We start from the raw sequence: 24,028 nt of genomic DNA, 5'->3' as shown, positions 1-24,028 counted from the left end.
AGGTGGGGTGTGAAGGGGCCGTCACGTCGGGGAACGGGCCGGTCACGCGCCGGTCGGCCGCTCCAGTTCGTGGCGCAGGTCCTCCAGCTCGCTGCCGCCCGCCATCTGCCGGGTCAACTCGTCCAGGGTGACGGAGTCCTTGGTGTGGCTCGCGGCCATGACGCCCCGCTTGAGGAGGACGAAACGGTCGCCGACGAGGTAGGCGTGGTGCGGGTTGTGGGTGATGAGAACCACTCCGAGGCCCTCGTCGCGGGCGGCCGCCACGTACTTCAGGACGACCCCGGACTGCTTGACGCCGAGCGCGGCGGTGGGCTCGTCGAGGACGAGGACCTTGGCGCCGAAGTGGACCGCGCGGGCGATGGCCACGCACTGGCGCTCACCGCCGGAGAGGGTGCCGATGGGCTGGTCGACGTCGCGGAGGTCGATGCCCATGCGGAGCAGCGCCTCGCGGGTCGTGGTGCGCATCAGCTCGACGTCGAGCCGCTTGAGGGGGCCCTTGCCCTTCGTGGGTTCGGAGCCGAGGAAGAAGTTCCGCCAGACCGGCATGAGGGGGACGACGGCGAGGTCCTGGTAGACGGTGGCGATGCCCCGGTCGAGGGCGTCGCGCGGGTTGGCGAGGGTGACCTCCTCGCCCTCGATGCGGAAGGTCCCGGCGTCGTGCCGGTGGAGACCGGCGACGATCTTGATGAGGGTGGACTTGCCGGCGCCGTTGTCGCCGAGGACGCAGGAGATCTCGCCCGCGTTCACTTCCAGGGAGACGCCTTCGAGGGCGCGGATGTTGCCGTAGTACTTGCTGACGTCGGCCAGCTCCACGAGCGGAGTGGTCATTTCGTGGCCTCCACGCGCTTGCGGATCCAGGCGTTCAGCAGGGTCGCCAGGAGCAGCATCGCTCCCAGGAAGAACTTGAACCAGTCGGGGTTCCACTCGGCGTACACGATGCCCTTGCTGGTCATGCCGAAGATGAGGGCGCCGACCGCCGAGCCGATGGCCGAACCGTATCCGCCGGTGATCAGGCAGCCGCCGATGACGGCCGCGATGATGTAGATCAGCTCGTTCCCGACGCCTTCGCCCGACTGGACGACGTCGAAGGAGAAGAGCAGGTGCTGGCCGGAGATCCAGGCGCAGAAGGCGACGCCCATGTAGAGGCCGATCTTCGTGCGGTGGACGGGGACGCCGACCGCGCGGGCCGCGTCGGCGCCGCCGCCGACGGCGAAGATCCAGTTGCCGAAGCGGGTGCGGAGCAGGATCCAGGTGGCGAGCGCGACGAGGCCGAGCCACCACAGGATGGTGACCTTGAACTCGACGCCGCCGATCGTCGCCTCCGAGGCGAAGAGCTTCCGCGCGGAGGGGAAGCCCTCCATGTCGGCGATGCTCTTGGTGGAGACGGTGCCGCTGATCAGCTTGGTGAGGCCCAGGTTCAGGCCGGTCAGCATGAGGAAGGTGCCGAGCGTGATGATGAAGCTGGGGAGCTTGGTGCGGGTCAGCATGAAGCCGTTGAAGGCGCCGATCGCCAGGGTGACGAGCAGCGAGACGCCGACGCCGACCCAGACGTTCGCCGTCATCTGGTAGCTGAACATCGAGGAGACCAGCGCGGAGCTGGTGACCAGGACACCGGCGGAGAGGTCGAACTCGCCGCCGATCATCAGCAGGGCGACCGGGACGGCCATGATGCCGAGGGTGGAGGCCGCGTAGAGGACCGTGCCGAGGCTGGAGGGGTTGAGGAAGCTGTCGGCGGCCACCGCGAAGAAGGCGAAGACGGCGATCGCGCCGACGACCGAGCCGAGCTCGGGGCGGGCGAGCAGCTTCTTCAGGGGGGTGGTGCGCAGCAGTCGTTCGTCGACGTGGTCGACGCCGTCCGACGGCGGGGCGGTGGAGCTCATCGGGTGCCCCGATCCGCGTACTGCTTCAGCGCGGCGGCCTGGTCCTTGGTGATGATCTGGGGGCCGGTCAGGACCGGCTTGCCGCCGCCGAGGACGTCGGCGTTGTAGCGGTACAGCCAGAGCAGGTCGACGGCCTCGTAGCCCTGGAGGTAGGGCTGCTGGTCGACGGCGAAGCCGAGGGTGCCGGCCTCCAGGGCGGTCGCGACCTTGGCGTTGAGGTCGAAGGTGTCGACCTCGGCCTTGCTGCCGGCGCCCTTCACGGCCTGGACGGCGGTGTCGGCGAAGGGGGCGCCGAGGGTGACGACGGCGTCGATGTCCTTGTCGGACTGGAGCTTGGCCTCGACGGAGGCCTTGACGTCGGGCATGTTGGTGCCGTCGACGTACAGGTTCACCAACTCGCCGCCGAAGGTCTTCTTCACTCCGGCGCAGCGCTGCTCGTGGCCGACGTTGCCCTGCTCGTGCAGGACGCAGAGGGCCTTCTTCTTGCCGCGCTTGTCGAGTTCCTCGCCGACGGCCTCGCCGGCGACGGTCTCGTCCTGGCCGATGTGGGTGAGCGCGCCGTAGGCCTTGGACTGCTCGGCGCCCGAGTTCACGGTGATCACCGGGATGCCGGCCTTGACGGCCTTCTCGACGGCGGCCTTCACGGCGTCGGGCTTGGCGAGGGTGACGATCAGTCCGTCGACGCCCTTGGCGACGTACGAGTCGATCAGCTGCGCCTGTTCCTTGCCCTCGTCGTTGTGGGCGTAGAGGAAGTTGATGTTGTCCTTGACGGCGGCCTGCTTGGCGCCGTTCTGGACGATGTCCCAGAAGGTGTCGCCGTCGCCCGAGTGGGTCACCATCGCGAAGGTCCAGCGGGGGGTGTCGACGGCCGCCCTGCCCTGGGCCGCGGCGGCCTTGCGGGCGTCCTCCGCGCGCTTTCCGCCGGTGCTGCTGCACCCGGCGAGCGCCGCGGTGAGTGCGAGGGCGAGGACGGCGCCGACTGCGGCGCGTACCCCTCCTGTCCGAAGCCTGGTCACGAGGCCGTGCCCTCCTTTGTGTCCTTCTGCGTGCATTGCAGTATCGGTCATGCGGGTCGTGGCGCCGGTGAGGGGTCCCCCCGAGTGGCTACGGACGGGCCATCAGCTGGAACTCGAAGGAGTAGCGGGTGGCCCGGTACAGGTGGGAGCCGTACTCGACGGCGCGTCCGGTGTCGTCGAAGGTGACGCGCTCCATGGTGAGCAGCGGCGCGCCCTCCGGTTCGTCGAGGAGCGCGGCCTCCTCGGCGGTCGCGGCGCGGGCGCCGACGGCCTGGCGGGCGCTGTGCAGGGTGAGCGCGGCGGAGCGGAGCAGGCGGTAGAGGCCGGTGGTCTCCAGGCGTGCGGTGTCGGGGTCGACGAGACCCGCGGGCAGGTGGTTGCGCAGGTACGCCATCGGCTCGCCGTGCGCGGTGCGGAGCCGTTCGAGGTAGTGGACCTCGGTGCCCTCGGGCACGCCGAGGGCGGCCGCGACCGGTCCCGCGGCGGGTTCGAGCCGGTTGACCAGGACCCGGGTGGCGGGGCGCTGTCCGGCGGCGGCGAGGTCGTCGTAGAGGCTGCTGAGCTCCATCGGGCGGCGGACCCTGCCGTGCAGGACCTGGGTGCCGACGCCGCGGCGGCGGACCAGGAGGCCCTTGTCGACGAGGGACTGGATGGCCTGGCGGACGGTGGGCCGGGAGAGGCCGAGGCGGGTGGCGAGGTCGATCTCGTTGCCGAGGAGGGTGCCCGGGGCGAGCGTCCCGTTCTCCACGGCGCTCTCCAGCTGCTGGGCGAGCTGGAAGTAGAGCGGGACCGGGCTGGTGCGGTCCACGGAGAGCGGGGGGAGGGAGGAGCCGGACTGCTTGGACACGGGGCGAGCGTAGCCCGGGGCCGCTGAGGACCGGAAGCTGATGACGGGAAGTCGTGACGTCCGGTTGTCCGGACAAATCCTTGACAGTCGGGCCGCCCGCCTCCACGGTGGGGCCATGCGCATCGGACTGATCGGTACGGGACGGATCGGGAGTTTCCACGCGGGGGTGCTGGCCCGGCACCCGGAGGTCGAGTCGCTGGTCCTGGCGGACGCGGACGCCGTCCGGGCGGCCGGGGTGGCGGGGGCGCTGGGGGCGGAGGCGGCGCCGGACGTGGACGCGCTGCTCGGGCACGCCCTGGACGCCGTGGTGATCGCCTCGGCGACGGCCGCGCACGCGGAGCTGATCGCCCGCGCCGCCCGGGCGGGCCTGCCGGCCTTCTGCGAGAAGCCGATCGCCCTGGACGTGCCGGGGACGCTGAGGGCGCTCGACGCGGTGACGGAGGCGGGCACGGTGCTCCAGCTGGGCTTCATGCGCCGTTTCGACGCGGGGTACCGGGCGGCGCGCGAGGCCGTGCGGTCGGGGCGGCTCGGCCGGCTGCACACCGTGCGGGCGGTCACCTCCGACCCGGAGCCGCCGCCCGCCGCGTACCTGCCGCTCTCCGGGGGTCTCTTCCGCGACTGTCTCGTGCACGACTTCGACGTCGTCCGCTGGGTGACCGGGCGGGAGGTCGTCGAGGTGTACGCGACGGGCTCGGACGCCGGGCCCGCGATGTTCCGGGAGGCGGGCGACGTGGACACGGCCGCGGCCGTGCTCACCCTGGACGACGGCACGCTGGTGACGGCGACCGCGACCCGCTGCAACGGCGCCGGGTACGACGTCCGCATGGAGCTGGCGGGCGAGCGGGACCAGATCGTGGTGGGCCTGGACGACCGGACCCCGCTCACCTCGGCGGAGCCGCAGGGCCCGCCCGCCCCGGACAAGCCCTGGCCCGGCTTCCTGGAGCGGTTCGCCCCCGCGTACGAGGCGGAGCTGGACGCCTTCGTACGGCTGGTGCGCGGCGAGGCGCCCAACCCCTGCGACGGCCGGGAGGCCCTGGCGGCGCTCCGGATCGCCGAGGCGTGCGAGCGCTCACGGCGGGAGCGGGTGCCGGTCCGGCTCACCGGGGCGGGGTGAGCCGGTCGGGAACGGCGAGGCCGGTCCGGCTCATGGGGGCGGGTGAGCCGGTCGAAGCGACGGGGCCGGTCCGTCTCACCAGGGCGGGTGAGCCGGTCGGGGCGACGGGGCCGGGTCAGCCGGCTGACAACACCGTGCCCTGGGCCACCGCGCACAGCGTCTCGGCGCCCTGCTCGTCGACGGTCGACAGGTCGCAGCGCACCACCGCCTGCCGCCGCCCGGCGTGGACCACCTCCGCCCGGGCGCGCAGCACGCCGCCGGTCGCGGGCCGGACGTACTGGATGGAGAACCCGGCCGTCAGCACGGCCGGGCCGAGCTCGGCGCCCGCGGCGAAGGTGATCGCGTTGTCCGCCGCGTACGAGAGCACCCCGCCGTGCAGGAAGCCGTTCTGCTGTCTCAGCTCGTCGCGGCGGTCCAGCTCCAGAACCGCCCGGCCCGCGCCGAATTCGGTGAGGCGGGCGCCGACGAGCCGGCTGAACGGCTGCGCGTCGAGGACCTTCTGGGCGAGGTCGAGGTCGAGGGCGGGGGTCTGATCGCTCAAGGGTTCACCACCGGACGGGGAGATGACGGGTCCCGCGCATGAGCATGCCGGGCAGCCAGTCCAACGTGTTCGGGTCCGCGTCGAGTTCCAGCCGGGGGAAGCGGTCCAGGAGCGTCCGGAGGGCGATCCTGCCCTCCAGCCGGGCGAGCGGCGCGCCCAGGCAGTAGTGGATGCCGTGACCGAAGGCGAGGTGGCCCCGGGTGTCGCGGCGGATGTCGAAGCGGTCGGGTTCGGGGAAGCGGGCCGGGTCCCGGTCGAGCGCGCCGATCCCCACCAGGACGCTCTGCCCCGCCGGGATGACGGTGTCGCCGATGGCGACGGGCTCCCGGGTGAAGCGGAAGGTGCCGGTCTCCACCGGTCCGTCGTACCGCAGGGACTCCTCGATCGCCCCGTCGAGGAGGTCCGGGTCGGCGCGCAGGGCGGCGAGCTGCTCGGGGTGGGTGAGCAGGTTGCGCACGGTGTTGGAGATCAGGTTGACGGTGGTCTCGTGGCCGGCGATGAGCAACAGATACGCCATGGCGCGGAGTTCGGGCCCGGAGAGCCGGTCGCCGTCCTCGGCGCGGGCGGCGATCAGACCGGAGAGCAGGTCGTCGGCGGGCCCTGCGGCCCGCTTGTCCTCGATGAGCCCGTCGAGATAGCCGCCGAAGCCCTCCAGGGCGTCGAGGATGCCCCGCTCGCCGGTCGGGGTGACGAGCTCGTTCGACCAGCCGCGGAAGGTCGCGCGGTCCTCGGCGGGGACGCCGAGGAGCTCGCAGATGACGGTGATCGGCAGCGGGAAGGCGTAGGCGTCGACGAGGTCGGCGCGGCCGGCCGGCTCCATGGCGTCGGCGAGTTCGTGGGTGAGCCGCTCGATGCGGGGGCGCAGGCCCTCGACCCGGCGGCCGGTGAACTCCGCCGTGACCAGGCGGCGCAGCCGGGTGTGGTCGGGGGCGTCCGCCGCGAGGAGGTGGACGCCGATGACGTCCTCCTCCGGGGGGCGGACGCCGATGACGGACGGGGACTTGGCGAGCCGGGGATCGGCGAGCGCCGCGCGTCCTTCCTCGTGGCCGACGATCAGCCAGAACTGGAAGCCGTCGGGCATCCGCACCTCGTGGACGGGCCCTGCTTCACGGAGCTTCGCGTAGTAGGGGTACGGGTTCGCGGTGAAGTCCGCGCCGTACTCCCCCAGTTCGATGACGGACATCGGGGAAGACTATCCGACTAGTCTCCGCCCGCCTCGTCCAGCAGGCCCGCGTCATGGACCAGGAGCGCGATCTGGACGCGGTTGTTGAGGCCGAGCTTGGCGAGGATCCGGGAGACGTGGGTCTTGACCGTGGGGACGCTCATGTACAGCTCGGCGGCGATCTCGGCGTTCGACCGGCCGCGCCCGACGGCGACGGCCACCTCCCTCTCGCGGTCGCCGAGTTCGGCGAGGCGTCCGGCGGCCGTGGCGCGCCGCGGCGACCGTTCCGGCCGCTCCACGACGTGGGTCATGAGCTGGCGGGTGACGGCCGGGGAGAGGACGGGGTCGCCCGCGGCGACCCGGCGGACGGCGGCGACGATCTCCGCGGGCGGGGTGTCCTTGAGGACGAAACCGGCGGCACCGGCCCGCAGGGCGCGCAGCACCTGCTCGTCGGCGTGGAAGGTGGTGAGGACGACGACCTCGGGGGCGCCGGGGCGGGCGCGGAGCCGTTCGGTGGCGGTGAGGCCGTCCACGTGGGGCATGCGGATGTCCATGAGGACGACGTCCGGGGCGTGCCGGGCGACGAGTTCGGGGACGTCGCGGCCGTCGGCGCCCTCGCCGACGATCTCGAGGTCGTCGGCGCCGCCGAGCATGAGGGAGAGGCCCGCGCGGACCAGGGGGTCGTCGTCGACGACGATCAGCCGGATGGTCATGGGGGCCACGGTAGCCGCGTGTACGGCGGGATCGGTCGGAAGGTCACGCCGGCCACGGCAGCCGCACGTACGACGGGATCGGTCGGAAGGTCACGCCGGCCACGGCAGCCAGGCGTGCAGGGCGAAACCGCCGTCGGGGGCCGGGCCGTGCTCCAGCCGGCCGCCGGCGAGGGTGGCCCGTTCGGTGAGGCCGATGAGGCCCTGCCCGGAGCCGGGGACGTGGGGCACCGGACCCGCGGGGGCCGGGTTGTGGATGTCGACGGTGAGGCCTTCGCCGGGCCGGCCGCGCACGGTGACGGTGACGGTGGTGCCAGGGGCGTGCTTGCGGGCGTTGGTGAGGGCCTCCTGCGCGATGCGGTAGACGGTGCGGCCGGTGGCGGCGGGCACGGCGGCCGGGTCGTCGACGGTGCTGTCGAGGACGACCTTCGCACCGGCCTCGCGGGACTCGTCGACCAGCGCGCCGAGGGTGGCGAGGGTGGGCTGGGGCCGGTCGCCGTCGCCGTTCTCGCCGGGGGCTCGTAGGACGCCGATGATCTCGCGGAGGTCCTGGAGGGCTTCGTGGGCGCTGTCGCGGATGACTCCGGCCGCGCGGGCGATCTGCTCGGGCGGGGCATCCGGCCGGAACTCCAGGGCTCCGGCGTGCACGCTCAGCAGGGTGAGCCGGTGGGCGAGCACGTCGTGCATCTCCCGGGCGATGGCCTCGCGGGCGAGCCGCTGGGCCTGGGCGGCGCGCAGTTCGGCCTCGGCCTCGGCGCGGCGGGCCCGCTCCCTGAGGGCTTCGACGAGCTGGCGCCGGGAGCGGACGAGCATGCCCCAGGCGGTGACGAGGAGGATGAGGACGAAGCCGAGGGCGACGGAGAGACCGGCGTTGGTGGTGGGGTCGGGGCGGACGAAGACCTGGGCGGCGGAGGTGGCGACGGCGAGCGCGCCGATCCAGGCGATCTCGCGGAACGGACGGCGTACGGCGACGCTGAACAGGCTCGCGAGGAGGGCTCCGGCGGCGACCGGGGCCACGACGTTCGCCAGGGAGAGGGCGACGGCGAGCCCGACGGGCCACCGGCGGCGCAGCCAGAGGGCGCAGCAGGCGACGGCGCCGGCCAGTTGGTCGACGAGGGTGACGGTCTCGCTGGTGTACTGCGCGCTGGTGTCGGCGGCGAGGAGGCCGACGAACGCGGCGAGGAGGAACAGGGTGGTGTCCACGATCCAGTCGCGGAGGGTACGGCGGGGCCTGGCCGCTCCGGTCCCGCCCGGTTCGGCCAGGTGGGAGGGGAGCAGCCAACGCTGCCGGTCCGTACGGGTCATGTCCGCAAATGTACGCAGGCCGGGCGTGCGCAGGCGGTCGTACAGGCCGTCGGGCTACCGGAGTCGCGGAGATCGATACTTTGGTATCGATCTCCGTGGACGAGCGGCGGACGCGGCCGGCCGGCCGTCCCCTCCATGATCGGGTCATGAAGAAGTTTCTTGAGGGTCTCGGGGTGCTGCTGTTCCTGGCCGGTGTCGCCGGAGTGATCCGCGAGCTGACCGGCGGCTGGTTCCACTTCATGGGGCTGACCCGGTTCCTCACGGAGAACGTGTGGTTCCTGGAGGACCGGGAGCTGTTCGCGAACATCGTCGTCGCGGTCCTCGGGCTGGTCCTCGCGATCGCGGGGAGCCGAACAGCCGAGGACTGAGCCCCGGCGGGGTCAGGCGCTCGCCCGGTCGAGGCGAGTGACCTCGGCGAGGTGTTCGGCCATGCGGTGGGACACGGAGCCGCTGGTGTAGAGGACGGAGCCGATGACGGCCACGGGCACGGACGCGCCGAGGACGGCGAGGAGTTCGGGCCAGTCGCGCTCGTTGACGCAGCCGCTGTCGCTGTCGTGGAGGTTCTCGCTGGTGAACCGGGATGTGCAGTCGTGGTCGGACTCACCGGTCTCGTAGGGCGTGAAGAGGAGCACCGCGAGCCAGATCCACAGGAGCACGGCGAGGGCGAGGAGTCCGAGGCCCCAGCCCTGGGTGCGTCGGGCACGGGCGCGGAACGCATTGTCGTACACGAGTGAACGCATGGTCGAAGAACCTACCCGGCTTCCCCGTCGGCCGTGCGGCGGCCCCAACTCGTGCCCGCGAGAACGAGGATCGCGCCCGCGAGGCCGAGGGCGCCGGGGCGGTCGCCGGCGAGGGCGATGCCCGCGGCGGCGGCCCAGAGCGGTTCCGTGCCGAGGAGGAGGCTGACCCGGGAGGGCGAGGTGCGGCGGACGGCCCACATCTGCACGAAGAAGGCGAAGAGCGTGCAGAAGACGGAGAGGAAGAGGAGCCCGGCCCACTCGCGCGGGCCGAAGTCGAGGGCGACGGCCCAGGGGGAGGCGCCGGTGCCGGGGAGGGTGGCGATGACGGCGAACACGGCGACGGCGGAGCCGAGCTGGACGGTGGTGAGGGAGAGCGAGTCGGCGGACCGGACCGCCTTGATCCGGGACATGGCCAGGACGTGGACGGTGCGGGCGAGGGCGGCGAGCAGCATGAGCAGGTCGCCGAGGGAGGGGGTGGTGAACCCTCCGCCCTGGGTCAGCAGGACGACACCGGTGACGGAGAGCGCGGCGGCGGCGAGGAAGGCGCGGGGAGGGAGGGTGCGGGTGACGGCGGCCTCGGCGAGCGGGGTGAAGATCATGGTGAGGCTGATGATCAGGCCTGCGTTGGTGGCGGAGGTGTGGACGACGCCGTACGTCTCCAGGAGGAAGATCCCGCCGAGGATCAGTCCGAGGGTCGCGGCGCCGCGCCACTGGGCGGCGCTCAGGGCCCGGAGCCTGCTCCACCCGGCGGCGACGAGGACGGGCACCACCACGGCGAACCGCAGCACGAGGACCGCGATGACGGTGTGGCCGGTGGTGATGCCCTTGGCCGCGAGATAGCTGGTGCCCCAGACGAGGGCGACGAGCAGGACGGGCAGGTCGGTGAGCCAGGCGCGGCGCGGGGCGCCAAGGGACACGGGGGCGGCGATCGACGAGGCTGACATCGCGGGCCGGTTCTCCAACGGTCGGGGCGGGGTGGAGACTTCGACGGCTCGCACTCGGAGCGATCACCGTACCGGGACCGGCCCGTGGTGGCTACACCTTTCCTGCCGCCCGGAACGGTGTCCGGCTCCGGATCAGTAGCTGCCGTACGTGGGGCGGCCGGCCAGCTCGTACGTGTGGAGGGCGACGCCCGCACCGGTGGTGCGCGCGTCGGTGAGGCGGAAGGCGGTGGGGCGGACCCCGTCGGTGAAGAGGCGGCGGCCGGTGCCCAGGACCACGGGGAAGACGTGCAGGTGGAGGGTGTCGATGAGGTCGTGGTCGAGGAGGGTCCGGGCGAGTCCCGCGCTGCCGTGCATCTGGATCTCCCCGTCGAGGCGCTCCTTGAGGGCGGCGACCTCCTTGACGACGTCGCCGTGGAGCAGGGTGGTGTTCTGCCAGTCGGCGGAGGTGAGGGTGGTGGTGGCGACGTACTTGGGGAGGGCGTTGAGCTTGGAGGCGACGGGGTCGGTGGGGTCGGTGTGCCGGGGCCAGTAGCCCGCGAAGATGTCGTAGGTGCGGCGGCCGAGGAGGAAGGCGGTCGGGCGGGCGAAGATCTCGGTGATGCGCTGCCCGAAGTCCTCGTCGCCGAAGGGCACGGACCAGCCGCCGTGCCCGAAGCCCTCACTGGGGTCCTCCTCGGGGCCGCCGGGGGCCTGGACGACGCCGTCGAGGGTGAGGAACTGGGTGAGGCTGAGGGTGGCCATGGCGGGTGCCCTTTCTGTTCTCCGGACCATCGTGTCTCACCCCTTCCGACTCCACCGCCCGGCGGAAGTCATCGGCGGAGGGGGCGGTGTCTCGGCGGCCTGGTCGGGGGCCGACCGGCGACCGGGTCGGCGCCCCGGCGGCCGGGTCCGCGTCTCGCCGGCCGCCGGCCGGGTCGGCGTCCGATTCCCGCCAGCGTCCTGACGCCCCGCCGACTTTCATTGAACCCGCAACCAGTTAGCACTTCTCACGGAGGTTTCGGGATGTCCACGATGAACGGCACGGCGGTCCTGGTGACGGGCGGCAGCCGGGGGATCGGTGCGGCGACGGCGGTGCGGCTGGCCCGGGAGGGCGCCGACGTGGCCTTCACCTACGTCCGGGACGAGGCACGGGCCAAGGAGGTCGCCGGGCGGATCGAGGCGGCCGGCCGCAAGGCGCTGCCCCTGCGGGCCGACGCGGCCGACGCCGGGGACGCGGCGGGCGCGGTGGAGTGGGCGGCGGACGCCCTCGGCCGCCTCGACGTCCTGGTGAACAACGTCGGCGCCGGCGTCCTCGGCCCGCTGGAGTCACTCTCCCTCGCGGACGTGGACCGGGTCCTGGCGGTGAACGTCCGGGCGGCCTTCCTCGCCTCGCAGGCGGCGGCCGCGCGGTTGCCCGAGGGAGGCAGGATCGTCACGATCGGCACCTGCATGACCCAGCGGGTGCCGGGCCCCGGCGGCAGCCTCTACACGATGAGCAAGGCCGCGCTGATCGGCCTGACGAAGGCGCTCGCCCGGGAGCTGGGCGGGCGCGGCATCACGGCGAACATCGTCCACCCCGGCCCCGTCGACACCGACATGAACCCGGCGGACGGGCCGTACGCGGAGGGGCAGGCGGCCATGACGGCGCTCGGCCGCTTCGGCACCCCGGACGAGGTGGCGGCGATGGTCGCCTTCCTGGCGGGGCCCGGCGGGCGGTACGTGACGGGCGCCGAGTTCTCGGTGGACGGCGGGCACGCCGCCTAGGAAAGGGGGCGCGAGGGCGCACCGGTGCTGTCGGGTCGGTGCGCCCTCGCGGGCCGGGCGGGGTGTCGTACCCGCCCAGTTCGGGGGAGCCGGGCCGCGTGGACACGCCCGGCTCGGGGAGCCGGTGGCGTCAGCCGCCGAGCTCCTGGTGGCGGGCGGTCAGCCGCGCCGTACCGGCCTCCGTGAGGGAGCCGAAGAGGCGGAGGCGGGAGATGCCGCCGTCCGGGTAGATGTCGATCCGGACGCGGGAGCCGACGGCCGGGGTGTCGAGCACGAACCGGTGGTTGGTGTCGGGCTGGAGGCGGGTCCGGGGCAGGATCTCGGTCCACTCCTCCGAGCCCTCGGCCGCGACGGAGAGGGCGGCCCAGCCCGCGCTGTTGCCCTTGAGGTAGGCGGTGTCGATCTCGACGGCGCGGATCTCGGACTCGGCGACCAGGCCGTAGCGGATCCAGTCGTTGCCCTTGTCGCGGCGGCGGCGGGTCTCCCAGCCGTCGTCCATCTTGCGGGAGCGGCCCGGCTGGATGGTGTTGGTGGCCGGGGAGTAGAAGCGGTCCGAGGCGTCCTCGACCTGGCCGCCGTTCTCCAGGGCCGCGAGGTCGAAGGTGCCGAGGACGCCGAGCCACGCCGGGTCCGGGGCGACCTCGCCGTAGACGCGGAGGCGGGCGATGCCGCCGTCGGGGTGCTGGTTGACGCGCAGGTGGGTGAAGCGCTGCTCGACGTCGACGGCGAAGCCGTTGGCGGCGTGGCCGCCGACGGCGGTGCGCGGGACCAGCGTCGTCCACTTCACGTCGTCGGCGAGGAGCTCCTCGGGCGAGGGCGAGCCGGCCACGGAGGTGGCCTCGACGGAGACGGCCTGCGGGTAGTTGCCGCGGAAGTGGGCGGTGTCGACGACGATGCCGCGGACGACGCCGGGCGCGCCGAGGCGTACGAGGGCCCAGTCGTGGTCGTCCTCGGTGGGGTGCGGCTGCTGGGCCGAGACACCGCGGCGGCGGCGGGTCTCCCAGCCGTCCATGATCTTGCCCTTGTGGCCGAAGTGTTCGGGGTCGAACTCGGCGGCCTCGGGCTTGAGCAGGTTCTCGCGCTCGGCGAAGAACTCGTCGTTGGCCGCGATGACGCCCGCGCCCAGGCGCCGGTCCGCGAGGTCCGCGTACTGGGTGAAGGGGAAGTCGGCCGTCCGGTAGTCGGCGTACGGATCGCCGCCGCCGTAGGGGCTCGCGTCACCGGTGAAGCTGGGTATGGACGACACGTCAGTTGTTCCTTTCGAGGAGGCGGCCGGAGGGCTCGGTCAGGGTGCCGTGGTCGTTGATGCGTTCCCCGTGCAGCCAGGTGGACTTCACGACGCCGTGGAGGGTCTTGCCCGCGTAGGCGGTGATCCGGTTGCGGTGCTGGAGCTCGGCCGGGTCGACGGTGAAGACGGCGTCGGGGTCCAGGACGGCGAAGTCGGCGTCCCGGCCGGCCTCGATGGCACCCTTGCGCTCCAGCCCCGCCAGCCGGGCCGGGCCCGCCGACATCCAGCGCACCACGTCCTCCAGGGTGTGACCGCGGCGGCGGGCCTCGGTCCAGATCGCCGGCAGGCCCAGCTGCAGCGAGGAGATCCCGCCCCAGGCCGAGGCGAAGTCCGGCGTCTTCAGATCCGCGGTGGACGGCGAGTGGTCGGAGACGATGCAGTCGATCACCCCGTCCGCCAGCCCCTGCCACAGCGCGTCCTGGTTGGCGGCCTCGCGGATGGGCGGGCAGCACTTGAACTCCGTGGCCCCGTCCGGGATCTCCTCCGCGGTCAGGGTCAGGAAGTGCGGGCAGGACTCGACGGTGACCTTCACGCCCTCGGCCCTGGCCGCGGCGAGGGCCGCCAGCGCGTCCGAGGACGACAGGTGCAGCACGTGGACCCGGGCGTCGAGCCGGCGGGCCTGGTTGATCAGGTTCTCGATCGCGGTGTTCTCCGCGTCCCGGGGCCGGGAGGCGAGGAAGTCGGCGTACGCGCCGCCCGACCGCTGCGGCGCGGCGGCCAGGTGGTGCGGGTCCTCGGCGTGCACGATCATCAGGCCGCCGAAGCCGGAGATCTCCGCCAGCGAGGTGGCCAGCTGCTCCTGGTCGAGCTCGGGGAACTCCTCGACGCCGGAGGGCGACAGGAAGCACTTGAAGCCGAAGACGCCGGCGTCGTGCAGCGGGCGCAGGTCCTTGACGTTGTCGGGCAGGGCGCCGCCCCAGAAGCCGACGTCGATGTGGGCCTTGGCCCGGGCGACCTCCTGCTTGATCCGCAGGTTCTCCACGGTGGTGGTCGGGGGCAGCGAGTTGAGCGGCATGTCGAGCAGGGTGGTGATGCCGCCGGCCGCGGCCGCGCGGGTGGCGGTCCAAAAGCCCTCCCACTCGGTGCGGCCCGGGTCGTTGACGTGGACGTGGGTGTCGACCAGCCCGGGAAGGACGACGTCGTCGCCGACGTCCTCCAGCCGGGCGCCGGCGGGCACCTCGGCCTCGTACGGCAGCACGGCCGCGATCGTCCCTCCGGAGACGGCGATCGACGCCGGGCGCGTCCCCTCGGGGGTGATGACGCGTGTCGAGCGCAGGACCAGGTTGACGTCCACCCGTACCCCTTCTTCAAGCACTTCAACGGAATTTCAACGAACTGTTGAAAAGGAGTCTTCACTTCCGAGCGAGGGGTCGTCAAGGGCACACTTCCAGCATCGGGCGCCGGTGAACCCGACTTGGATCTTTCCACAAAGTGGAATCTAAATTTCGTACAGTAGAACGTAGCTCCGCACATGCGAGCCGGACCGGGACCGCCCCGGGCCGTCACCGACACCGGACAAACACCCCCTGACCGGCGCTGACGCCGGTACCGGGGCCGTGTGCCCCGGTCGACGGCCCGGTAGGCTGCTGCCTTGCCCGCCTGCCCCGAAAGGACCGTTGACGTGCCGACGTCCAGCGCCAGCACCACCGACGCCGCCAAACCCGCCGCGAGCGGGGGCGTCCAGTCCCTTGAGCGCGCCTTCGACCTCCTGGAGCGGATGGCCGACGCCGGGGGCGAGGTAGGGCTGAGCGAGCTCTCCGCCAGCAGCGGACTTCCGCTCCCCACCATCCACCGCCTGATGCGGACCCTCGTCGCCTGCGGTTACGTGCGCCAGCAGCCCAACCGCCGCTACGCCCTCGGCCCCCGGCTCATCCGGCTCGGCGAGTCCGCCTCCCGCCTCCTCGGCACCTGGGCCCGCCCCTACCTGGCGCGGCTCGTCGAGGAGACCGGCGAGACCGCGAACATGGCGCTGCTCGACGGCGACGAGATCGTGTACGTCGCGCAGGTGCCGTCCAAGCACTCCATGCGCATGTTCACCGAGGTCGGCCGGCGGGTCCTGCCGCACTCGACCGGCGTCGGCAAGGCGCTCCTGGCGCACACGCCGGCGGAGGAGGTGCGGGCGCTGCTCGCCCGCACCGGCATGCCCGCCGCGACCGAGAAGACCATCACCACGCCGGACGGCTTCCTCGACGCGCTCGTGGCGGTCCGCGAGACGGGCTACGCGGTCGACGACAACGAGCAGGAGATAGGAGTCCGCTGCCTCGCGGTCTCCGTCCCCGACTCCCCCACCGCGGCGGCCATCTCCATCTCGGGCCCGGCGGGCCGCGTCACCGAGGCGGCCACCGAGAAGATCGTCCCCATCCTCCAGGAGGTCGCCCGCGAACTGTCGGCGGCCCTGGCGAACACCTCGGGCAACGGCCAGGGCTGAGCCCCGGCCGCCCCCGGGGCCCGCCACCGTGGGCGGGCCCGGGGGCGAGGACGCACGCGAGCGCGACCGCCACCGGACCGTCGGCCCCGACGTCGCCCGTCAGGGGCGGGGAGCACGCGGTGCCACCAGACCCGACTCGTAGGCGAGGACGACCAGTTGGGCCCGGTCGCGGGCCCCGGTCTTGACCATGGCCCGGTTGACGTGGGTCTTCGCGGTCATCGGCGTGATCACCATGCGGTCCGCGATCTCGTCGTTGGACAGACCCCGCGCGACCAGGGCGACGGCCTCGCGCTCGCGGTTGGTCAGCTCCTCCAGACCGGCGCCGGTGCCGGTCCCGAACGGCTCGGAGACGTACCGGTCGATGAGCCTGCGCGTGATCGACGGGGCGAGCAGCGCGTCACCGCGCGCCGCGACCCGCACGGCGTGCAGGAAGTCCTCCGGCAGGACGTCCTTGACCAGGAACCCGGCGGCGCCCGCACGCAGCGCCTCGAAGACGTACTCGTCCAGGCCGTAGTTGGTCAGGACGACCACGTGCACCCCGGCCAGAGCCGGATCGGCGGCGATGCGCCGGGTCAGCTCGACGCCGTCCATGACGGGCATCCGGACGTCCACGAGCGCGATGTCCGGCAGGTGCTCCCCCGCCAGGGCCAGCCCCTCCCGGCCGTCCCCGGCCTCGCCCACCACCCGGATGTCGTCCTCCAGGTCGAGGAGCGCGCGGAACCCGCTGCGGATGAGCGGCTGGTCGTCGACCAGCAGGACGCGGATCACGAGGTCCGCTCCAGGGGGAGCCGGGCCCGGACGGTGAAGCCGCCCTCCGTACGCGGCCGCGCGCTCAGGCCCCCGCCGAGTGCGGCGACCCGTTCGCGCATCCCGAGCAGTCCCGTGCCGGGCGTCGGCACGGCGCCCGGCGCCGCCTTCCCGTCGTCGTCGACCCGTACGGTCAGGGCGTCGGGGCGGCAGTCGATCCGTACCGAGGCCGTGGCCGCGTCCGCGTGGCGGGCGACGTTGGTGAGCGACTCCTGGACGATCCGGTAGACGGTCCTGTCCACCGCGACCGGCACCCCGGACCGCTCGCCCTCGATCGTCAACGTCGCGTCCAGACCTGCCAGCCGGGCCCGCGCCACCAGCTCCGGAACGTCGGCGAGACCGCGCGGCGGGGCCGTGTCGTCGTCGCGCAGCGCCTCCAGGGTGGCCCGCAGTTCCCGGGTCGCCTCCCGCCCGGCCTCCTGGATCGCGAGCAGCGCCTCCGGCACCCGCTCGCCGCGCCGGCGGGCCACGTGCACCGCGACCTCGGACTGCACCTTGATGATCGAGATCTGGTGGGTGAGCGAGTCGTGCAGCTCGCGCGCGATGCGCAGCCGTTCCTCGTCGGCGCGGCGGCGCGCGGTCTCCTCCCGGGTGCGCTCGGCCTCGTCCGCCCGCCGCTCGGCCTGCCGCAGTGCCTCCCCCGCGGCGCCGGCGGCCACCAGCCAGGCCAGCTCCAGGGCGCCGCGGGCCCGCGCGAACGCCTCGCCCGTGTCGTGCAGGCCCGAGGCCAGCGCCGCCACCGGCAGGGCGGCGAGCACGAGCACGCTCACCGCGACCGTGACGGCGCGGTGCCCCGCCCGTACGGCCGCGTACACCGCGAACAGGTACGCGACGGCGGGCACGTCGAAACCGGCCGTCTGATGGCCGACCGCGCACAGCCCGGTCACGACCAGGACGGCCACCGGAGCGCGACGGCGCGCGGCCAGGGCCAGCCCGCCGGCGGCGAGGAGCCCGAGGCCCAGGAGGTCAAGGCCGCCGGCCGCGTGCTCCCCGGAAGCCCCGGTGAGCAGCAGCGCCCCCGTCACGCCGACGGCGATCACCGCGTCGACGACGCCGTCCGGAACACCGAACCGTCCTCTGATCATGCGCGCACCCTAGCCGCGCGGGAGCGCGGGCGGATCCCGCCCGCGGAGGAGCCGCGACTACCGCGGACGCGGTAGTCCGGTCCGTTCCTGCCGCGCCCGCGGCAGCGCGAAGTGACCGCGCCCGCCGGACGACGCGCGGCGGGTCCGGCGGACATGCTCGGGAGGTCCCGTTCCCCCGAGGAGAAGGAGCACCCCATGTCGGTCCGCACCGTGCTCGCCCTGACCGGAGCCGTCCTGGTCGGCGGCCTCGCGCTCGCCGTGCCGGCGGCCGCCGAGCCCGCCGTCCAGCCGGTCGCCGCGAGCGTCTACACCCTGAGCGTCGGCCGCGTCGCCTCCTCCATGGCCGCGCTGGTCGGCCTGCTCGGAGCGGTCAACGGCGGCCTCGCCCTGGCCCGTACGGCGGGCCGGGGCCGCCTCCGCGCCTGGGCCCGCCGGAACGGTTCCGTCACGGCCCTCGTGGCCGGGCCGATCGCCGTGGCCGTCGGGACGGTGGTCGCGGTCACCGCCGACGGCGGCCTCGGCACCGGCAACGGCCTCGGCGGCGCGTACGTCGCCGTGCTGGTGGGCCTGGCCGCGGTCGCCCTGGGGTGGCGGGCCCGCTCCGGGACCCGCCGGACCGGGTGACGCCCGGCCCGGAGCCGCCGATCCGGACGGCGGACCCGCCTCGGGCCCGCCGGACCGGACGACGGCCCGCCTCGGGCCCGCCCGACCGCCCGGCCCTCAGGCCCGTACCGACTCCGACTCCGTCCCCGTCAGACGGCCGTCCTGGACCGTCACCGTGCGGTCCGTACGGGCCAGGTGCGTGCGGTCGTGGGTGACCAGGACCGTCGCCGTCCCGCGCTCGGCCGTCAGCGCGGCGAGGAGGTCCATGACCGCCGCCCCCCGCTCGTGGTCCAGGGCGCTCGTCGGTTCGTCGACCAGGAGGACGGACGGCTCGTTCATCAGCGCCCGCGCGATGTTCACGCGCTGCCGCTGACCACCCGACAGCTGGTGCGGGCGCCGGTGCGCCTGGTCCGCGAGGCCCACCGCGTCGAGGAGCTCCAGGGCCCGGTCCCGTACCGCCTTCGGGGAACGCCCCGACAGATGGGCCATCACCTGGAGCTGCTCCGCCGCGCTCAGCGAGGGCAGCAGATTGGGCTGCTGGAAGACGATCCCGATGTGCTCCCGGCGCAGCTCCGCCTTGGCGGCGGGGGTGAGCGCCCCCGTGTCCGTACCGGCGACGACGACCCGCCCCTCGTCCGGGGTCACCAGGGTGGCGGCGACCGCGAGGAGGCTGGACTTGCCGGAGCCGGAGGGTCCGACGACGGCCGTGAGCGTGCCGGCGGGGACGGTCAGGGAGACGGCGTCGAGGGCGGTGAGCCGGCCGTCGCCGTCGGGGTAGGTGAGGGTGACGGCGTCGAGGACGAGGCTCATCGGGCGCTCCCGAGGGCGGTGAGGGGGTCGACGGCGGTGATCCGCCGGATGGACAGGGCGGCGCCGAGGACACCGAGGACGACGATCACGGCGGCCGGCCCGAGGACGGTGAGCGGCTCCAGGACGAAGGGCACGTTCCCGCCGCTGACGAGGGCGCCGATGCCGACCGCGAGCGCGGTGCCGAGCAGGGTGCCCGCGGTGAGCATGAGGACGGCCTGCCCGAGGGCGTCCTTGAGGAGGTACGGGGTGGAGGCGCCGAGCGCCTTGAGGACGGCGACGTCGCCGCTGCGCTGGATGGTCCAGACGGTGAAGAAGGCTCCTATGACGAGGGCGGAGATCGCGAAGAGGAAGCCGCGCATCAGCTGCAGCGAGCCGTTCTCGGCCTGGTAGGACCCTATGGCGGTGAGGGCCCCGTCGAGGGTGCGGGCCTCGGTGCCGACCGCCCCGTCGCCGGCCGCCCAGTCGACGCCGTCACCGCCGCTCAGCGCGATGACGGTGGCCTGGTCCTCGGAGGTGGTGCCGCTGTGGTCGAGCCTCTGCCAGTCGTCGAGGGAGGTCCACACCACGGGGGTGTGGCTGTACGAGGCGTCGCCGGAGACCGCGGCGACGGTGACCTCCAGCGTGCCGAGGCGGACGCGGTCGCCGGCCCGCACGGCCAGTTCCTCCGCCGCCGACTCGGACAGGACGGCCCGGCCCGCGCCGACGGCGGCGGGGGCGAGTCCCGCGTCCGGTTCCGTGCCGAAGGCGGAGACGGCCGCGGTGCGGTCCCCGGCGGCGGCGTTGAGGGTGCGGATGCCGAGCGGATCGGCCTCCGTCACCCCGGGCCGCTCCGCCCAGCCGCGCCACTGTGCCTCCGTCACCGTCGAGTTGGTGAAGGAGACCGACTGCCCGGACGGCGGCGCCGCGAAGGCCAGCCGGTCGGCGGGCAGACCGGTGATCGCGGAGATGTTCTCTCGCGCGAGTCCGGCGGTCAGCCCGGACAGCAACCCCACGAGCAGGGTGATCAGCACGATCACGGTGCCCATGAGGGTGAAACGCCCCTTGGCGAATCTCAGGTCTCTCCATGCCACGAACATGCCGACCAGATTGGTCCGCGAGGCGCCCCGCGGGCATCGCGCCACGGATGGCTCCGCAATCAAACTTTCGGTTGAGTCCGGATCGTCGCCCGCTGTCTACGCTGGAGGGATCATGGATCCCCGCTCCCTCACTCCCGCCCTGCGCGCGCTGCGCCTCTGTCTGCACCTCCTCATGGCGGGGCTGCTCGTCCTGGCGGCGGTACGGGCGCACTCGGCCGCCGGGACGGCGGGGGCGGTCGTCATGGGCGGGGTGTACGCGACCGGTTCGTACCTGCCGTCCGTGCGGAGCTCGCAGCGGGCCGCCGCCGTCTGGCTCGCGGTCCTCGGAGCGTCGTGGCTCGGGCTGCTCTGGCTCACCCCGGAAGCGCTCTGGCTGGCCTTCCCCCTGTACTTCCTCCAGCTGCACCTGCTGCCCACGCGCTGGTCGCTGCCGGCCGTGACGCTGACGGCGGGCGCGGCGATCCTCTCGTACGTCGGGCACGGTGCCGCGCTCAATCCCGGGGTCTTCATCGGGCCGCTGCTCGGCGCCGCGGTCGCGGTGGCGACGGTCCTCGGCTACCAGGCGCTGTACCGGGAGAGCGAGCGGCGGCGGCGGCTCATCGAGGAGCTGATCGAGACGCGGGCGGAGCTGGCGGCGGCGGAGCGGCACGCGGGGACGCTCGCCGAGCGGGAGCGGCTGGCGCGGGAGATCCACGACACGCTCGCGCAGGGCCTGTCCTCGATCCAGCTGCTGCTGCGGGCGGCCGAGCGGGTGCTCCCGCCGGACTCCCCCGCCGCGGGCCACATCGGCCGGGCCCGCGAGGCGGCGCAGGACAACCTGGCGGAGGCGCGGCGCTTCGTCCGGGCGCTCTCGCCGCCGGACCTGGAGCACGGCTCCCTCGCGGCGGCGCTGGAGCGGCTGTGCGAGCCGGTCACCGGCGCGGCCCCGGGAGCGGGGCCCCGGGTCCGGTTCTCGGTGAGCGGCACGCCGGTCGAGCTGCCCACGCCGTACGAGGTGGCGCTGCTGCGGATCGCGCAATCGGCGCTCGCGAACACGGTGCGGCACGCCTCGGCCTCGCGGGCGGAGATCACCTTGTCGTTCATGGACGCGTCGGTGACCCTGGACGTGGTCGACGACGGCCGGGGCTTCGAGCCCGCGTCCGTGCGCCCCTCCTCCGACGGCGGCTTCGGTCTTCCGGCGATGCGCTCGCGGGCGGAGTCGCTGGGCGGCACGTTCACCGTCGAGTCGGCGCCCGGCCAGGGCACCGCCGTCGCCGTCTCCCTCCCCCTCCCCGCTGGAGCGTCCGCATGACCATTCGACTCCTCCTCGCCGACGACCACCCGGTGGTGCGGGCGGGCCTGCGCGCGGTCCTCGACACCGAGCCGGACTTCGCGGTGGTCGCGGAGGCGGCCACGGCCGAGCGCGCGGTGGAGCTGGCCGCCGCCGGGGACGTGGACGTGGTCCTGATGGACCTGCAGTTCGGCGCCGGGATGCACGGCTCGGAGGCGACGGCGGCGATCACGGCGGCGCCGGGCGGGCCGAAGGTGCTGGTCCTGACGACGTACGACACGGACGCGGACATCCTGGCGGCGGTGGAGGCGGGCGCCTCCGGCTACCTCCTGAAGGACGCGCCGCCGGAGGAGCTGGCGGCGGCGGTCCGGACGGCGGCGGCCGGCCAGTCGGCCCTCGCACCGGCGGTGGCGCACCGGCTGATGGACCGCATGCGGACGCCGGCGGAGGCCCTCACCAAGCGCGAGCTGGAGGTGCTCCAGCTGGTGGGCGAGGGCCTGTCGAACCAGCAGATCAGCAAGGCGCTGTTCCTGAGCCAGGCGACGGTGAAGTCCCACCTGGTGCACGTCTTCGCGAAGCTGGGCGTGGACTCGCGCACGGCGGCGGTGGCGGCGGCGACGGCACGGCGGCTGATCAGGCGGTGAGACCGTCGGGCCGGCCCTCGGCCGGGGAGTCCGCCCGGGCGGCCATCAGGTTCTGGAAGGACCGCATGCACGGCAGGCAGTGCCGGTCCGTCCGCATCCCGTCCGCGTCACGGTCGACGGTCTGTCCGCACAGGCTGCTGCCCGCTTGCTTGGCGATCACGTGCCAGACCAGAAGTCCGCTGGAGCTGTCGGGCGCGATGTGCATCTCGTACATGGCAGGTTCCGTTCTCCGGGGTCCGGGTTCCCACCCAACTCGTGCCCGGCCGGACCGGCACGGTGGCCAGGTCAAGTGGGTGAAACGAGGACCCCGCCCCCGAGCGGGAACCGGCTCACGCGGGCTTCGCGGCGGCCCGCCTGGTCTTGGCGGGTGGCGCGGCCTTCCGTCTCCGGGCGGCGGGGGCGGACGGGCCGCTCCCCGCCCCGGTCTTCTTCGCCCCGGCCTTCTTCGGCGCGGGCCGGGTCCTCCGCTCGGGCTCCGGTTCGGGCTCGGACTCCGGCTCGGGCTCTTCCGTCCCGTCGTCCTCCTCCCCGGAGGCGGCCGTGTCGCGCGAGCCGCCGCCCGTCCGCCACTTCAGCTCGATCTCCAGCTCGATCTCGCCGTCGCCGACCTCGAACTCCACCTCGCTGCGGAGCCTCTCGGGGACCCGCAGGCTCAGTACGCCGGTCCCCAGCGGGATCTCGGCCTCCTCGCCCGCCCTGAGGGCCTCGGCGAGCGCCTCCAGCTGTTCGGCCGCCTCGGTGCGGGTCAGGGAGCCCTTCTGCTCGAACTTGAGGTCGCTCACGGCTGCCTCCCGCCCATGACGCCCTCGTCCTCGCCCCGGTCGACGCACAGGGCCCAGATGATGACTCCGGACATCACGATCATGATGACGGACCACCACGGGTAGTACGGCAGCGACAGGAAGTTGGCGATGATCACGAGCGCGGCGATGCCGACGCCGGTGTACCGGGCCCAGGCGGCCGCCGTGAAGAGTCCGAAGCTGACCAGCAGGGCGACGATGCCCAGGCCCAGGTGGACCCAGCCCCAGCCGGTCAGGTCGAACTGGAAGACGTAGTGGGGCGTGGTGACGAAGACCTCGTCCTCGGCGATGGCCATGATCCCCCGGAAGATGCCGAACAGTCCGGCGAGGGCGAGCATGACGGCGGCGAAGACCCGCAGGCCTCCGGCCCAGGCGTATTTCGCCGATGAGGGGTGAGCGGTGTGCGTGGCGTTCATCTCGGTCTCTCCTTCTCCCGGACCCGTCTCACCGGGGGGCCGTGGTGGCGCCGGCGGCCGTGGACGGACGGTCGTCGTTCAGGACGAGGGCCTTGGCCTGCTGGAACTCTTCCTCGCTGATGTCGCCCTGGGTGCGGAGGTCGGCGAGCCGGCGGAGTTCCTCGGCCCGGCTGGGACGGCTTCCGCCGCTGCCGGCGGTCTCGCGGACGTAGGCGTCGAAGGCCTGCTGCTTCTCGCGTGCGTGGTCGATCTCCCGGCGGCCCATGCTCTTGCCGCGGGCGATCACGTAGACGAGCACGCCGAGGAACGGCAGCAGGATGACGAACGCCATCCAGCCGGCCTTGCCCCAGCCGCCCATGCTGTCGTCGCGGAAGATGTCGGCGATGATCCGGAAGAGCAGGATGAACCACAGGACCCACAGGAAGAGCCACAGCATGGTCCAGAACATGCTCAGCAGCGGGTAGTCGTAGGCGAGGTACATCTGTGTGTCCATGTCTCCGCTCCGTTTCCGGTTCCTTCTCCCGCCGGGCTCCCGCCGGGGTCCCCCTCGGTCATTCCGGCAGCCGCCGCAGCTCCACCACGTGCAGTCCGAGGGACTGGAAGCGGGCCAGCAGCCCGTAGAGGTGGGCCTCGTCCACGAGGGGGCCGTACAGCACCGTCTGGCCGGAGATCATCACGTGCTCCAGCTCGGGGAAGGATCCGATCAGCGTCTCCGACATGAGCCCGTCGATCCGGATCTCGTACTGCATGGTCTGCCCCTCCCGTGGTGGGGGTGGCTGTCACGGGGCCGGTCGGGCCC

At 73.4% G+C, this 24,028-nt stretch carries 29 protein-coding genes; 7 read left to right on the top strand and 22 right to left on the bottom strand.

Annotation, left to right across the window (positions count from 1 at the left end):
* Nucleotides 1-42: 42 nt before the first annotated feature.
* From ACIGW4_RS23920 to ACIGW4_RS23905, 4 genes are all read right to left on the bottom strand, one after another.
* Nucleotides 43-828, bottom strand: a complete 786-nt coding sequence (locus tag ACIGW4_RS23920) for an ATP-binding cassette domain-containing protein (protein ID WP_359589876.1) — start codon at nt 826-828, stop codon at nt 43-45.
* Nucleotides 825-1,880, bottom strand: coding sequence for an ABC transporter permease (locus ACIGW4_RS23915; protein WP_123456154.1), 1,056 nt, complete (start codon nt 1,878-1,880; stop codon nt 825-827). The genes ACIGW4_RS23920 and ACIGW4_RS23915 overlap by 4 nt, the downstream gene beginning before the upstream one ends.
* The gene (locus ACIGW4_RS23910; RefSeq protein ID WP_399582733.1) at nt 1,877-2,896 is read right to left on the bottom strand and encodes a sugar ABC transporter substrate-binding protein; all 1,020 of its coding nucleotides are present in this window, start codon (nt 2,894-2,896) and stop codon (nt 1,877-1,879) included. Before ACIGW4_RS23910 ends, ACIGW4_RS23915 begins: the two co-directional genes overlap by 4 nt.
* Before the next feature lie 88 nt (nt 2,897-2,984).
* On the bottom strand, nt 2,985-3,704 hold the full coding sequence (locus tag ACIGW4_RS23905) for a GntR family transcriptional regulator (RefSeq protein ID WP_123457569.1): 720 nt from the start codon (nt 3,702-3,704) through the stop codon (nt 2,985-2,987).
* A gap of 154 nt (nt 3,705-3,858) precedes the next feature.
* Between ACIGW4_RS23905 and ACIGW4_RS23900 the strand changes: the two genes are divergently transcribed.
* Nucleotides 3,859-4,857 carry a Gfo/Idh/MocA family oxidoreductase gene (locus tag ACIGW4_RS23900; protein ID WP_399582731.1) on the top strand — a complete coding sequence of 333 codons (999 nt, stop codon included), beginning with the start codon at nt 3,859-3,861 and terminating at the stop codon, nt 4,855-4,857.
* A 115-nt stretch (nt 4,858-4,972) separates the two neighbouring features.
* On the opposite strand, the gene ACIGW4_RS23895 is transcribed toward ACIGW4_RS23900, so the two are convergent.
* The 4 genes from ACIGW4_RS23895 to ACIGW4_RS23880 all read right to left on the bottom strand — a co-directional run bounded on the left by ACIGW4_RS23895 (nt 4,973) and on the right by ACIGW4_RS23880 (nt 8,575).
* On the bottom strand, nt 4,973-5,398 hold the full coding sequence (locus tag ACIGW4_RS23895) for a PaaI family thioesterase (protein WP_399582729.1): 426 nt from the start codon (nt 5,396-5,398) through the stop codon (nt 4,973-4,975).
* 4 nt (nt 5,399-5,402) lie between these two features.
* Entirely contained in the window at nt 5,403-6,581 is a 1,179-nt protein-coding gene (locus tag ACIGW4_RS23890; protein ID WP_359589878.1) for a cytochrome P450, read from the bottom strand.
* A gap of 17 nt (nt 6,582-6,598) precedes the next feature.
* A complete protein-coding gene (locus tag ACIGW4_RS23885; protein ID WP_399582727.1) occupies nt 6,599-7,273 on the bottom strand; it encodes a response regulator in 675 nt (224 codons plus the stop codon).
* A 90-nt stretch (nt 7,274-7,363) separates the two neighbouring features.
* Nucleotides 7,364-8,575 carry a sensor histidine kinase gene (locus tag ACIGW4_RS23880; RefSeq protein WP_123456148.1) on the bottom strand — a complete coding sequence of 404 codons (1,212 nt, stop codon included), beginning with the start codon at nt 8,573-8,575 and terminating at the stop codon, nt 7,364-7,366.
* Nucleotides 8,576-8,721: 146 nt separating this feature from the next.
* Here ACIGW4_RS23880 and ACIGW4_RS23875 point away from each other — a divergent pair, with 146 nt between their 5' ends.
* Nucleotides 8,722-8,943: a hypothetical protein gene (locus ACIGW4_RS23875; protein WP_398711817.1), complete on the top strand. Its 222-nt coding sequence runs from the start codon at nt 8,722-8,724 to the stop codon at nt 8,941-8,943.
* A 12-nt stretch (nt 8,944-8,955) separates the two neighbouring features.
* Here ACIGW4_RS23875 and ACIGW4_RS23870 read toward each other — a convergent pair whose 3' ends face one another.
* The 3 genes from ACIGW4_RS23870 to ACIGW4_RS23860 all read right to left on the bottom strand — a co-directional run bounded on the left by ACIGW4_RS23870 (nt 8,956) and on the right by ACIGW4_RS23860 (nt 11,000).
* A complete protein-coding gene (locus ACIGW4_RS23870) occupies nt 8,956-9,315 on the bottom strand; it encodes a hypothetical protein (RefSeq protein WP_123456146.1) in 360 nt (119 codons plus the stop codon).
* Nucleotides 9,316-9,326: 11 nt separating this feature from the next.
* On the bottom strand, nt 9,327-10,259 hold the full coding sequence (locus tag ACIGW4_RS23865; RefSeq protein WP_123456145.1) for a DMT family transporter: 933 nt from the start codon (nt 10,257-10,259) through the stop codon (nt 9,327-9,329).
* 132 nt (nt 10,260-10,391) lie between these two features.
* A complete protein-coding gene (locus tag ACIGW4_RS23860) occupies nt 10,392-11,000 on the bottom strand; it encodes a dihydrofolate reductase family protein (protein WP_399582725.1) in 609 nt (202 codons plus the stop codon).
* Nucleotides 11,001-11,261: 261 nt separating this feature from the next.
* Here ACIGW4_RS23860 and ACIGW4_RS23855 point away from each other — a divergent pair, with 261 nt between their 5' ends.
* Nucleotides 11,262-12,002 (top strand): SDR family NAD(P)-dependent oxidoreductase, encoded by a 741-nt coding sequence (locus ACIGW4_RS23855; RefSeq protein WP_123456143.1) that lies wholly within the window; start codon nt 11,262-11,264, stop codon nt 12,000-12,002.
* A gap of 130 nt (nt 12,003-12,132) precedes the next feature.
* Here the strand turns inward: ACIGW4_RS23855 and alc are convergent, their stop codons facing one another.
* A complete protein-coding gene (gene alc, locus ACIGW4_RS23850) occupies nt 12,133-13,248 on the bottom strand; it encodes an allantoicase (protein ID WP_093873350.1) in 1,116 nt (371 codons plus the stop codon).
* A 1-nt stretch (nt 13,249) separates the two neighbouring features.
* Nucleotides 13,250-14,584, bottom strand: a complete 1,335-nt coding sequence (allB, locus tag ACIGW4_RS23845; RefSeq protein WP_399582722.1) for an allantoinase AllB — start codon at nt 14,582-14,584, stop codon at nt 13,250-13,252.
* Nucleotides 14,585-14,911: 327 nt separating this feature from the next.
* On the opposite strand from allB, the gene ACIGW4_RS23840 reads away from it, so the two are divergent.
* Entirely contained in the window at nt 14,912-15,718 is an 807-nt protein-coding gene (locus ACIGW4_RS23840; protein ID WP_093873352.1) for an IclR family transcriptional regulator, read from the top strand.
* A gap of 99 nt (nt 15,719-15,817) precedes the next feature.
* On the opposite strand, the gene ACIGW4_RS23835 is transcribed toward ACIGW4_RS23840, so the two are convergent.
* Together ACIGW4_RS23835 and ACIGW4_RS23830 are read right to left on the bottom strand one after the other, a co-directional pair.
* Entirely contained in the window at nt 15,818-16,486 is a 669-nt protein-coding gene (locus ACIGW4_RS23835; protein ID WP_399582719.1) for a response regulator, read from the bottom strand.
* The gene (locus tag ACIGW4_RS23830; RefSeq protein WP_399582718.1) at nt 16,483-17,610 is read right to left on the bottom strand and encodes a sensor histidine kinase; all 1,128 of its coding nucleotides are present in this window, start codon (nt 17,608-17,610) and stop codon (nt 16,483-16,485) included. Before ACIGW4_RS23830 ends, ACIGW4_RS23835 begins: the two co-directional genes overlap by 4 nt.
* Before the next feature lie 195 nt (nt 17,611-17,805).
* On the opposite strand from ACIGW4_RS23830, the gene ACIGW4_RS23825 reads away from it, so the two are divergent.
* Nucleotides 17,806-18,234 (top strand): DUF6223 family protein, encoded by a 429-nt coding sequence (locus ACIGW4_RS23825; protein ID WP_399582717.1) that lies wholly within the window; start codon nt 17,806-17,808, stop codon nt 18,232-18,234.
* Between the two features lie 96 nt (nt 18,235-18,330).
* On the opposite strand, the gene ACIGW4_RS23820 is transcribed toward ACIGW4_RS23825, so the two are convergent.
* A complete protein-coding gene (locus ACIGW4_RS23820) occupies nt 18,331-19,023 on the bottom strand; it encodes an ABC transporter ATP-binding protein (RefSeq protein WP_123456138.1) in 693 nt (230 codons plus the stop codon).
* Nucleotides 19,020-20,099: an ABC transporter permease gene (locus ACIGW4_RS23815; RefSeq protein WP_399582715.1), complete on the bottom strand. Its 1,080-nt coding sequence runs from the start codon at nt 20,097-20,099 to the stop codon at nt 19,020-19,022. The genes ACIGW4_RS23820 and ACIGW4_RS23815 overlap by 4 nt, the downstream gene beginning before the upstream one ends.
* Nucleotides 20,100-20,211: 112 nt before the next feature.
* On the opposite strand from ACIGW4_RS23815, the gene ACIGW4_RS23810 reads away from it, so the two are divergent.
* Nucleotides 20,212-21,390, top strand: coding sequence for a histidine kinase (locus tag ACIGW4_RS23810; RefSeq protein ID WP_399582713.1), 1,179 nt, complete (start codon nt 20,212-20,214; stop codon nt 21,388-21,390).
* Nucleotides 21,387-22,013: a response regulator transcription factor gene (locus tag ACIGW4_RS23805; RefSeq protein WP_123456135.1), complete on the top strand. Its 627-nt coding sequence runs from the start codon at nt 21,387-21,389 to the stop codon at nt 22,011-22,013. Before ACIGW4_RS23810 ends, ACIGW4_RS23805 begins: the two co-directional genes overlap by 4 nt.
* Here ACIGW4_RS23805 and ACIGW4_RS23800 read toward each other — a convergent pair.
* From ACIGW4_RS23800 to ACIGW4_RS23780, 5 genes are all read right to left on the bottom strand, one after another.
* A complete protein-coding gene (locus tag ACIGW4_RS23800; protein WP_399582711.1) occupies nt 22,003-22,227 on the bottom strand; it encodes a hypothetical protein in 225 nt (74 codons plus the stop codon). The two genes, ACIGW4_RS23805 and ACIGW4_RS23800, sit on opposite strands and share 11 nt — an antisense overlap.
* 115 nt (nt 22,228-22,342) lie before the next feature.
* A complete protein-coding gene (locus ACIGW4_RS23795; RefSeq protein ID WP_399582710.1) occupies nt 22,343-22,795 on the bottom strand; it encodes an amphi-Trp domain-containing protein in 453 nt (150 codons plus the stop codon).
* Nucleotides 22,792-23,229, bottom strand: coding sequence for a hypothetical protein (locus ACIGW4_RS23790; protein WP_398713474.1), 438 nt, complete (start codon nt 23,227-23,229; stop codon nt 22,792-22,794). Before ACIGW4_RS23790 ends, ACIGW4_RS23795 begins: the two co-directional genes overlap by 4 nt.
* A 28-nt stretch (nt 23,230-23,257) precedes the next feature.
* Nucleotides 23,258-23,722 (bottom strand): SHOCT domain-containing protein, encoded by a 465-nt coding sequence (locus ACIGW4_RS23785; RefSeq protein ID WP_123456131.1) that lies wholly within the window; start codon nt 23,720-23,722, stop codon nt 23,258-23,260.
* 58 nt (nt 23,723-23,780) lie between these two features.
* A complete protein-coding gene (locus ACIGW4_RS23780) occupies nt 23,781-23,978 on the bottom strand; it encodes a hypothetical protein (RefSeq protein WP_030693005.1) in 198 nt (65 codons plus the stop codon).
* Nucleotides 23,979-24,028: the final 50 nt, after the last annotated feature.

The organism is Streptomyces sp. NPDC053513 (assembly GCF_044544765.1).
Taxonomy (GTDB): Bacteria; Actinomycetota; Actinomycetes; order Streptomycetales; family Streptomycetaceae; genus Streptomyces; species Streptomyces litmocidini.
Note: the sequence above shows the minus strand (reverse complement) of the source record. Positions and strands in the feature narration are given on the sequence as shown.

Excerpts from the sequence above, each read along its gene's own strand:
- ACIGW4_RS23920 (WP_359589876.1), bottom strand. The coding sequence starts at position 828 with ATGACCACTCCGCTCGTGGAGCTGGCCGACGTCAGCAAGTACTACGGC.
- ACIGW4_RS23915 (WP_123456154.1), bottom strand. The coding sequence starts at position 1,880 with ATGAGCTCCACCGCCCCGCCGTCGGACGGCGTCGACCACGTCGACGAA.
- ACIGW4_RS23900 (WP_399582731.1), top strand. The coding sequence starts at position 3,859 with ATGCGCATCGGACTGATCGGTACGGGACGGATCGGGAGTTTCCACGCG.
- ACIGW4_RS23890 (WP_359589878.1), bottom strand. The coding sequence starts at position 6,581 with ATGTCCGTCATCGAACTGGGGGAGTACGGCGCGGACTTCACCGCGAAC.
- ACIGW4_RS23885 (WP_399582727.1), bottom strand. The coding sequence starts at position 7,273 with ATGACCATCCGGCTGATCGTCGTCGACGACGACCCCCTGGTCCGCGCG.
- ACIGW4_RS23880 (WP_123456148.1), bottom strand. The coding sequence starts at position 8,575 with ATGACCCGTACGGACCGGCAGCGTTGGCTGCTCCCCTCCCACCTGGCC.
- ACIGW4_RS23875 (WP_398711817.1), top strand. The coding sequence starts at position 8,722 with ATGAAGAAGTTTCTTGAGGGTCTCGGGGTGCTGCTGTTCCTGGCCGGT.
- ACIGW4_RS23870 (WP_123456146.1), bottom strand. The coding sequence starts at position 9,315 with ATGCGTTCACTCGTGTACGACAATGCGTTCCGCGCCCGTGCCCGACGC.
- ACIGW4_RS23865 (WP_123456145.1), bottom strand. The coding sequence starts at position 10,259 with ATGTCAGCCTCGTCGATCGCCGCCCCCGTGTCCCTTGGCGCCCCGCGC.
- ACIGW4_RS23860 (WP_399582725.1), bottom strand. The coding sequence starts at position 11,000 with ATGGCCACCCTCAGCCTCACCCAGTTCCTCACCCTCGACGGCGTCGTC.
- ACIGW4_RS23855 (WP_123456143.1), top strand. The coding sequence starts at position 11,262 with ATGTCCACGATGAACGGCACGGCGGTCCTGGTGACGGGCGGCAGCCGG.
- ACIGW4_RS23830 (WP_399582718.1), bottom strand. The coding sequence starts at position 17,610 with ATGATCAGAGGACGGTTCGGTGTTCCGGACGGCGTCGTCGACGCGGTG.
- ACIGW4_RS23825 (WP_399582717.1), top strand. The coding sequence starts at position 17,806 with ATGTCGGTCCGCACCGTGCTCGCCCTGACCGGAGCCGTCCTGGTCGGC.
- ACIGW4_RS23820 (WP_123456138.1), bottom strand. The coding sequence starts at position 19,023 with ATGAGCCTCGTCCTCGACGCCGTCACCCTCACCTACCCCGACGGCGAC.
- ACIGW4_RS23815 (WP_399582715.1), bottom strand. The coding sequence starts at position 20,099 with ATGTTCGTGGCATGGAGAGACCTGAGATTCGCCAAGGGGCGTTTCACC.
- ACIGW4_RS23810 (WP_399582713.1), top strand. The coding sequence starts at position 20,212 with ATGGATCCCCGCTCCCTCACTCCCGCCCTGCGCGCGCTGCGCCTCTGT.
- ACIGW4_RS23805 (WP_123456135.1), top strand. The coding sequence starts at position 21,387 with ATGACCATTCGACTCCTCCTCGCCGACGACCACCCGGTGGTGCGGGCG.
- ACIGW4_RS23800 (WP_399582711.1), bottom strand. The coding sequence starts at position 22,227 with ATGTACGAGATGCACATCGCGCCCGACAGCTCCAGCGGACTTCTGGTC.
- ACIGW4_RS23790 (WP_398713474.1), bottom strand. The coding sequence starts at position 23,229 with ATGAACGCCACGCACACCGCTCACCCCTCATCGGCGAAATACGCCTGG.
- ACIGW4_RS23785 (WP_123456131.1), bottom strand. The coding sequence starts at position 23,722 with ATGGACACACAGATGTACCTCGCCTACGACTACCCGCTGCTGAGCATG.
- ACIGW4_RS23780 (WP_030693005.1), bottom strand. The coding sequence starts at position 23,978 with ATGCAGTACGAGATCCGGATCGACGGGCTCATGTCGGAGACGCTGATC.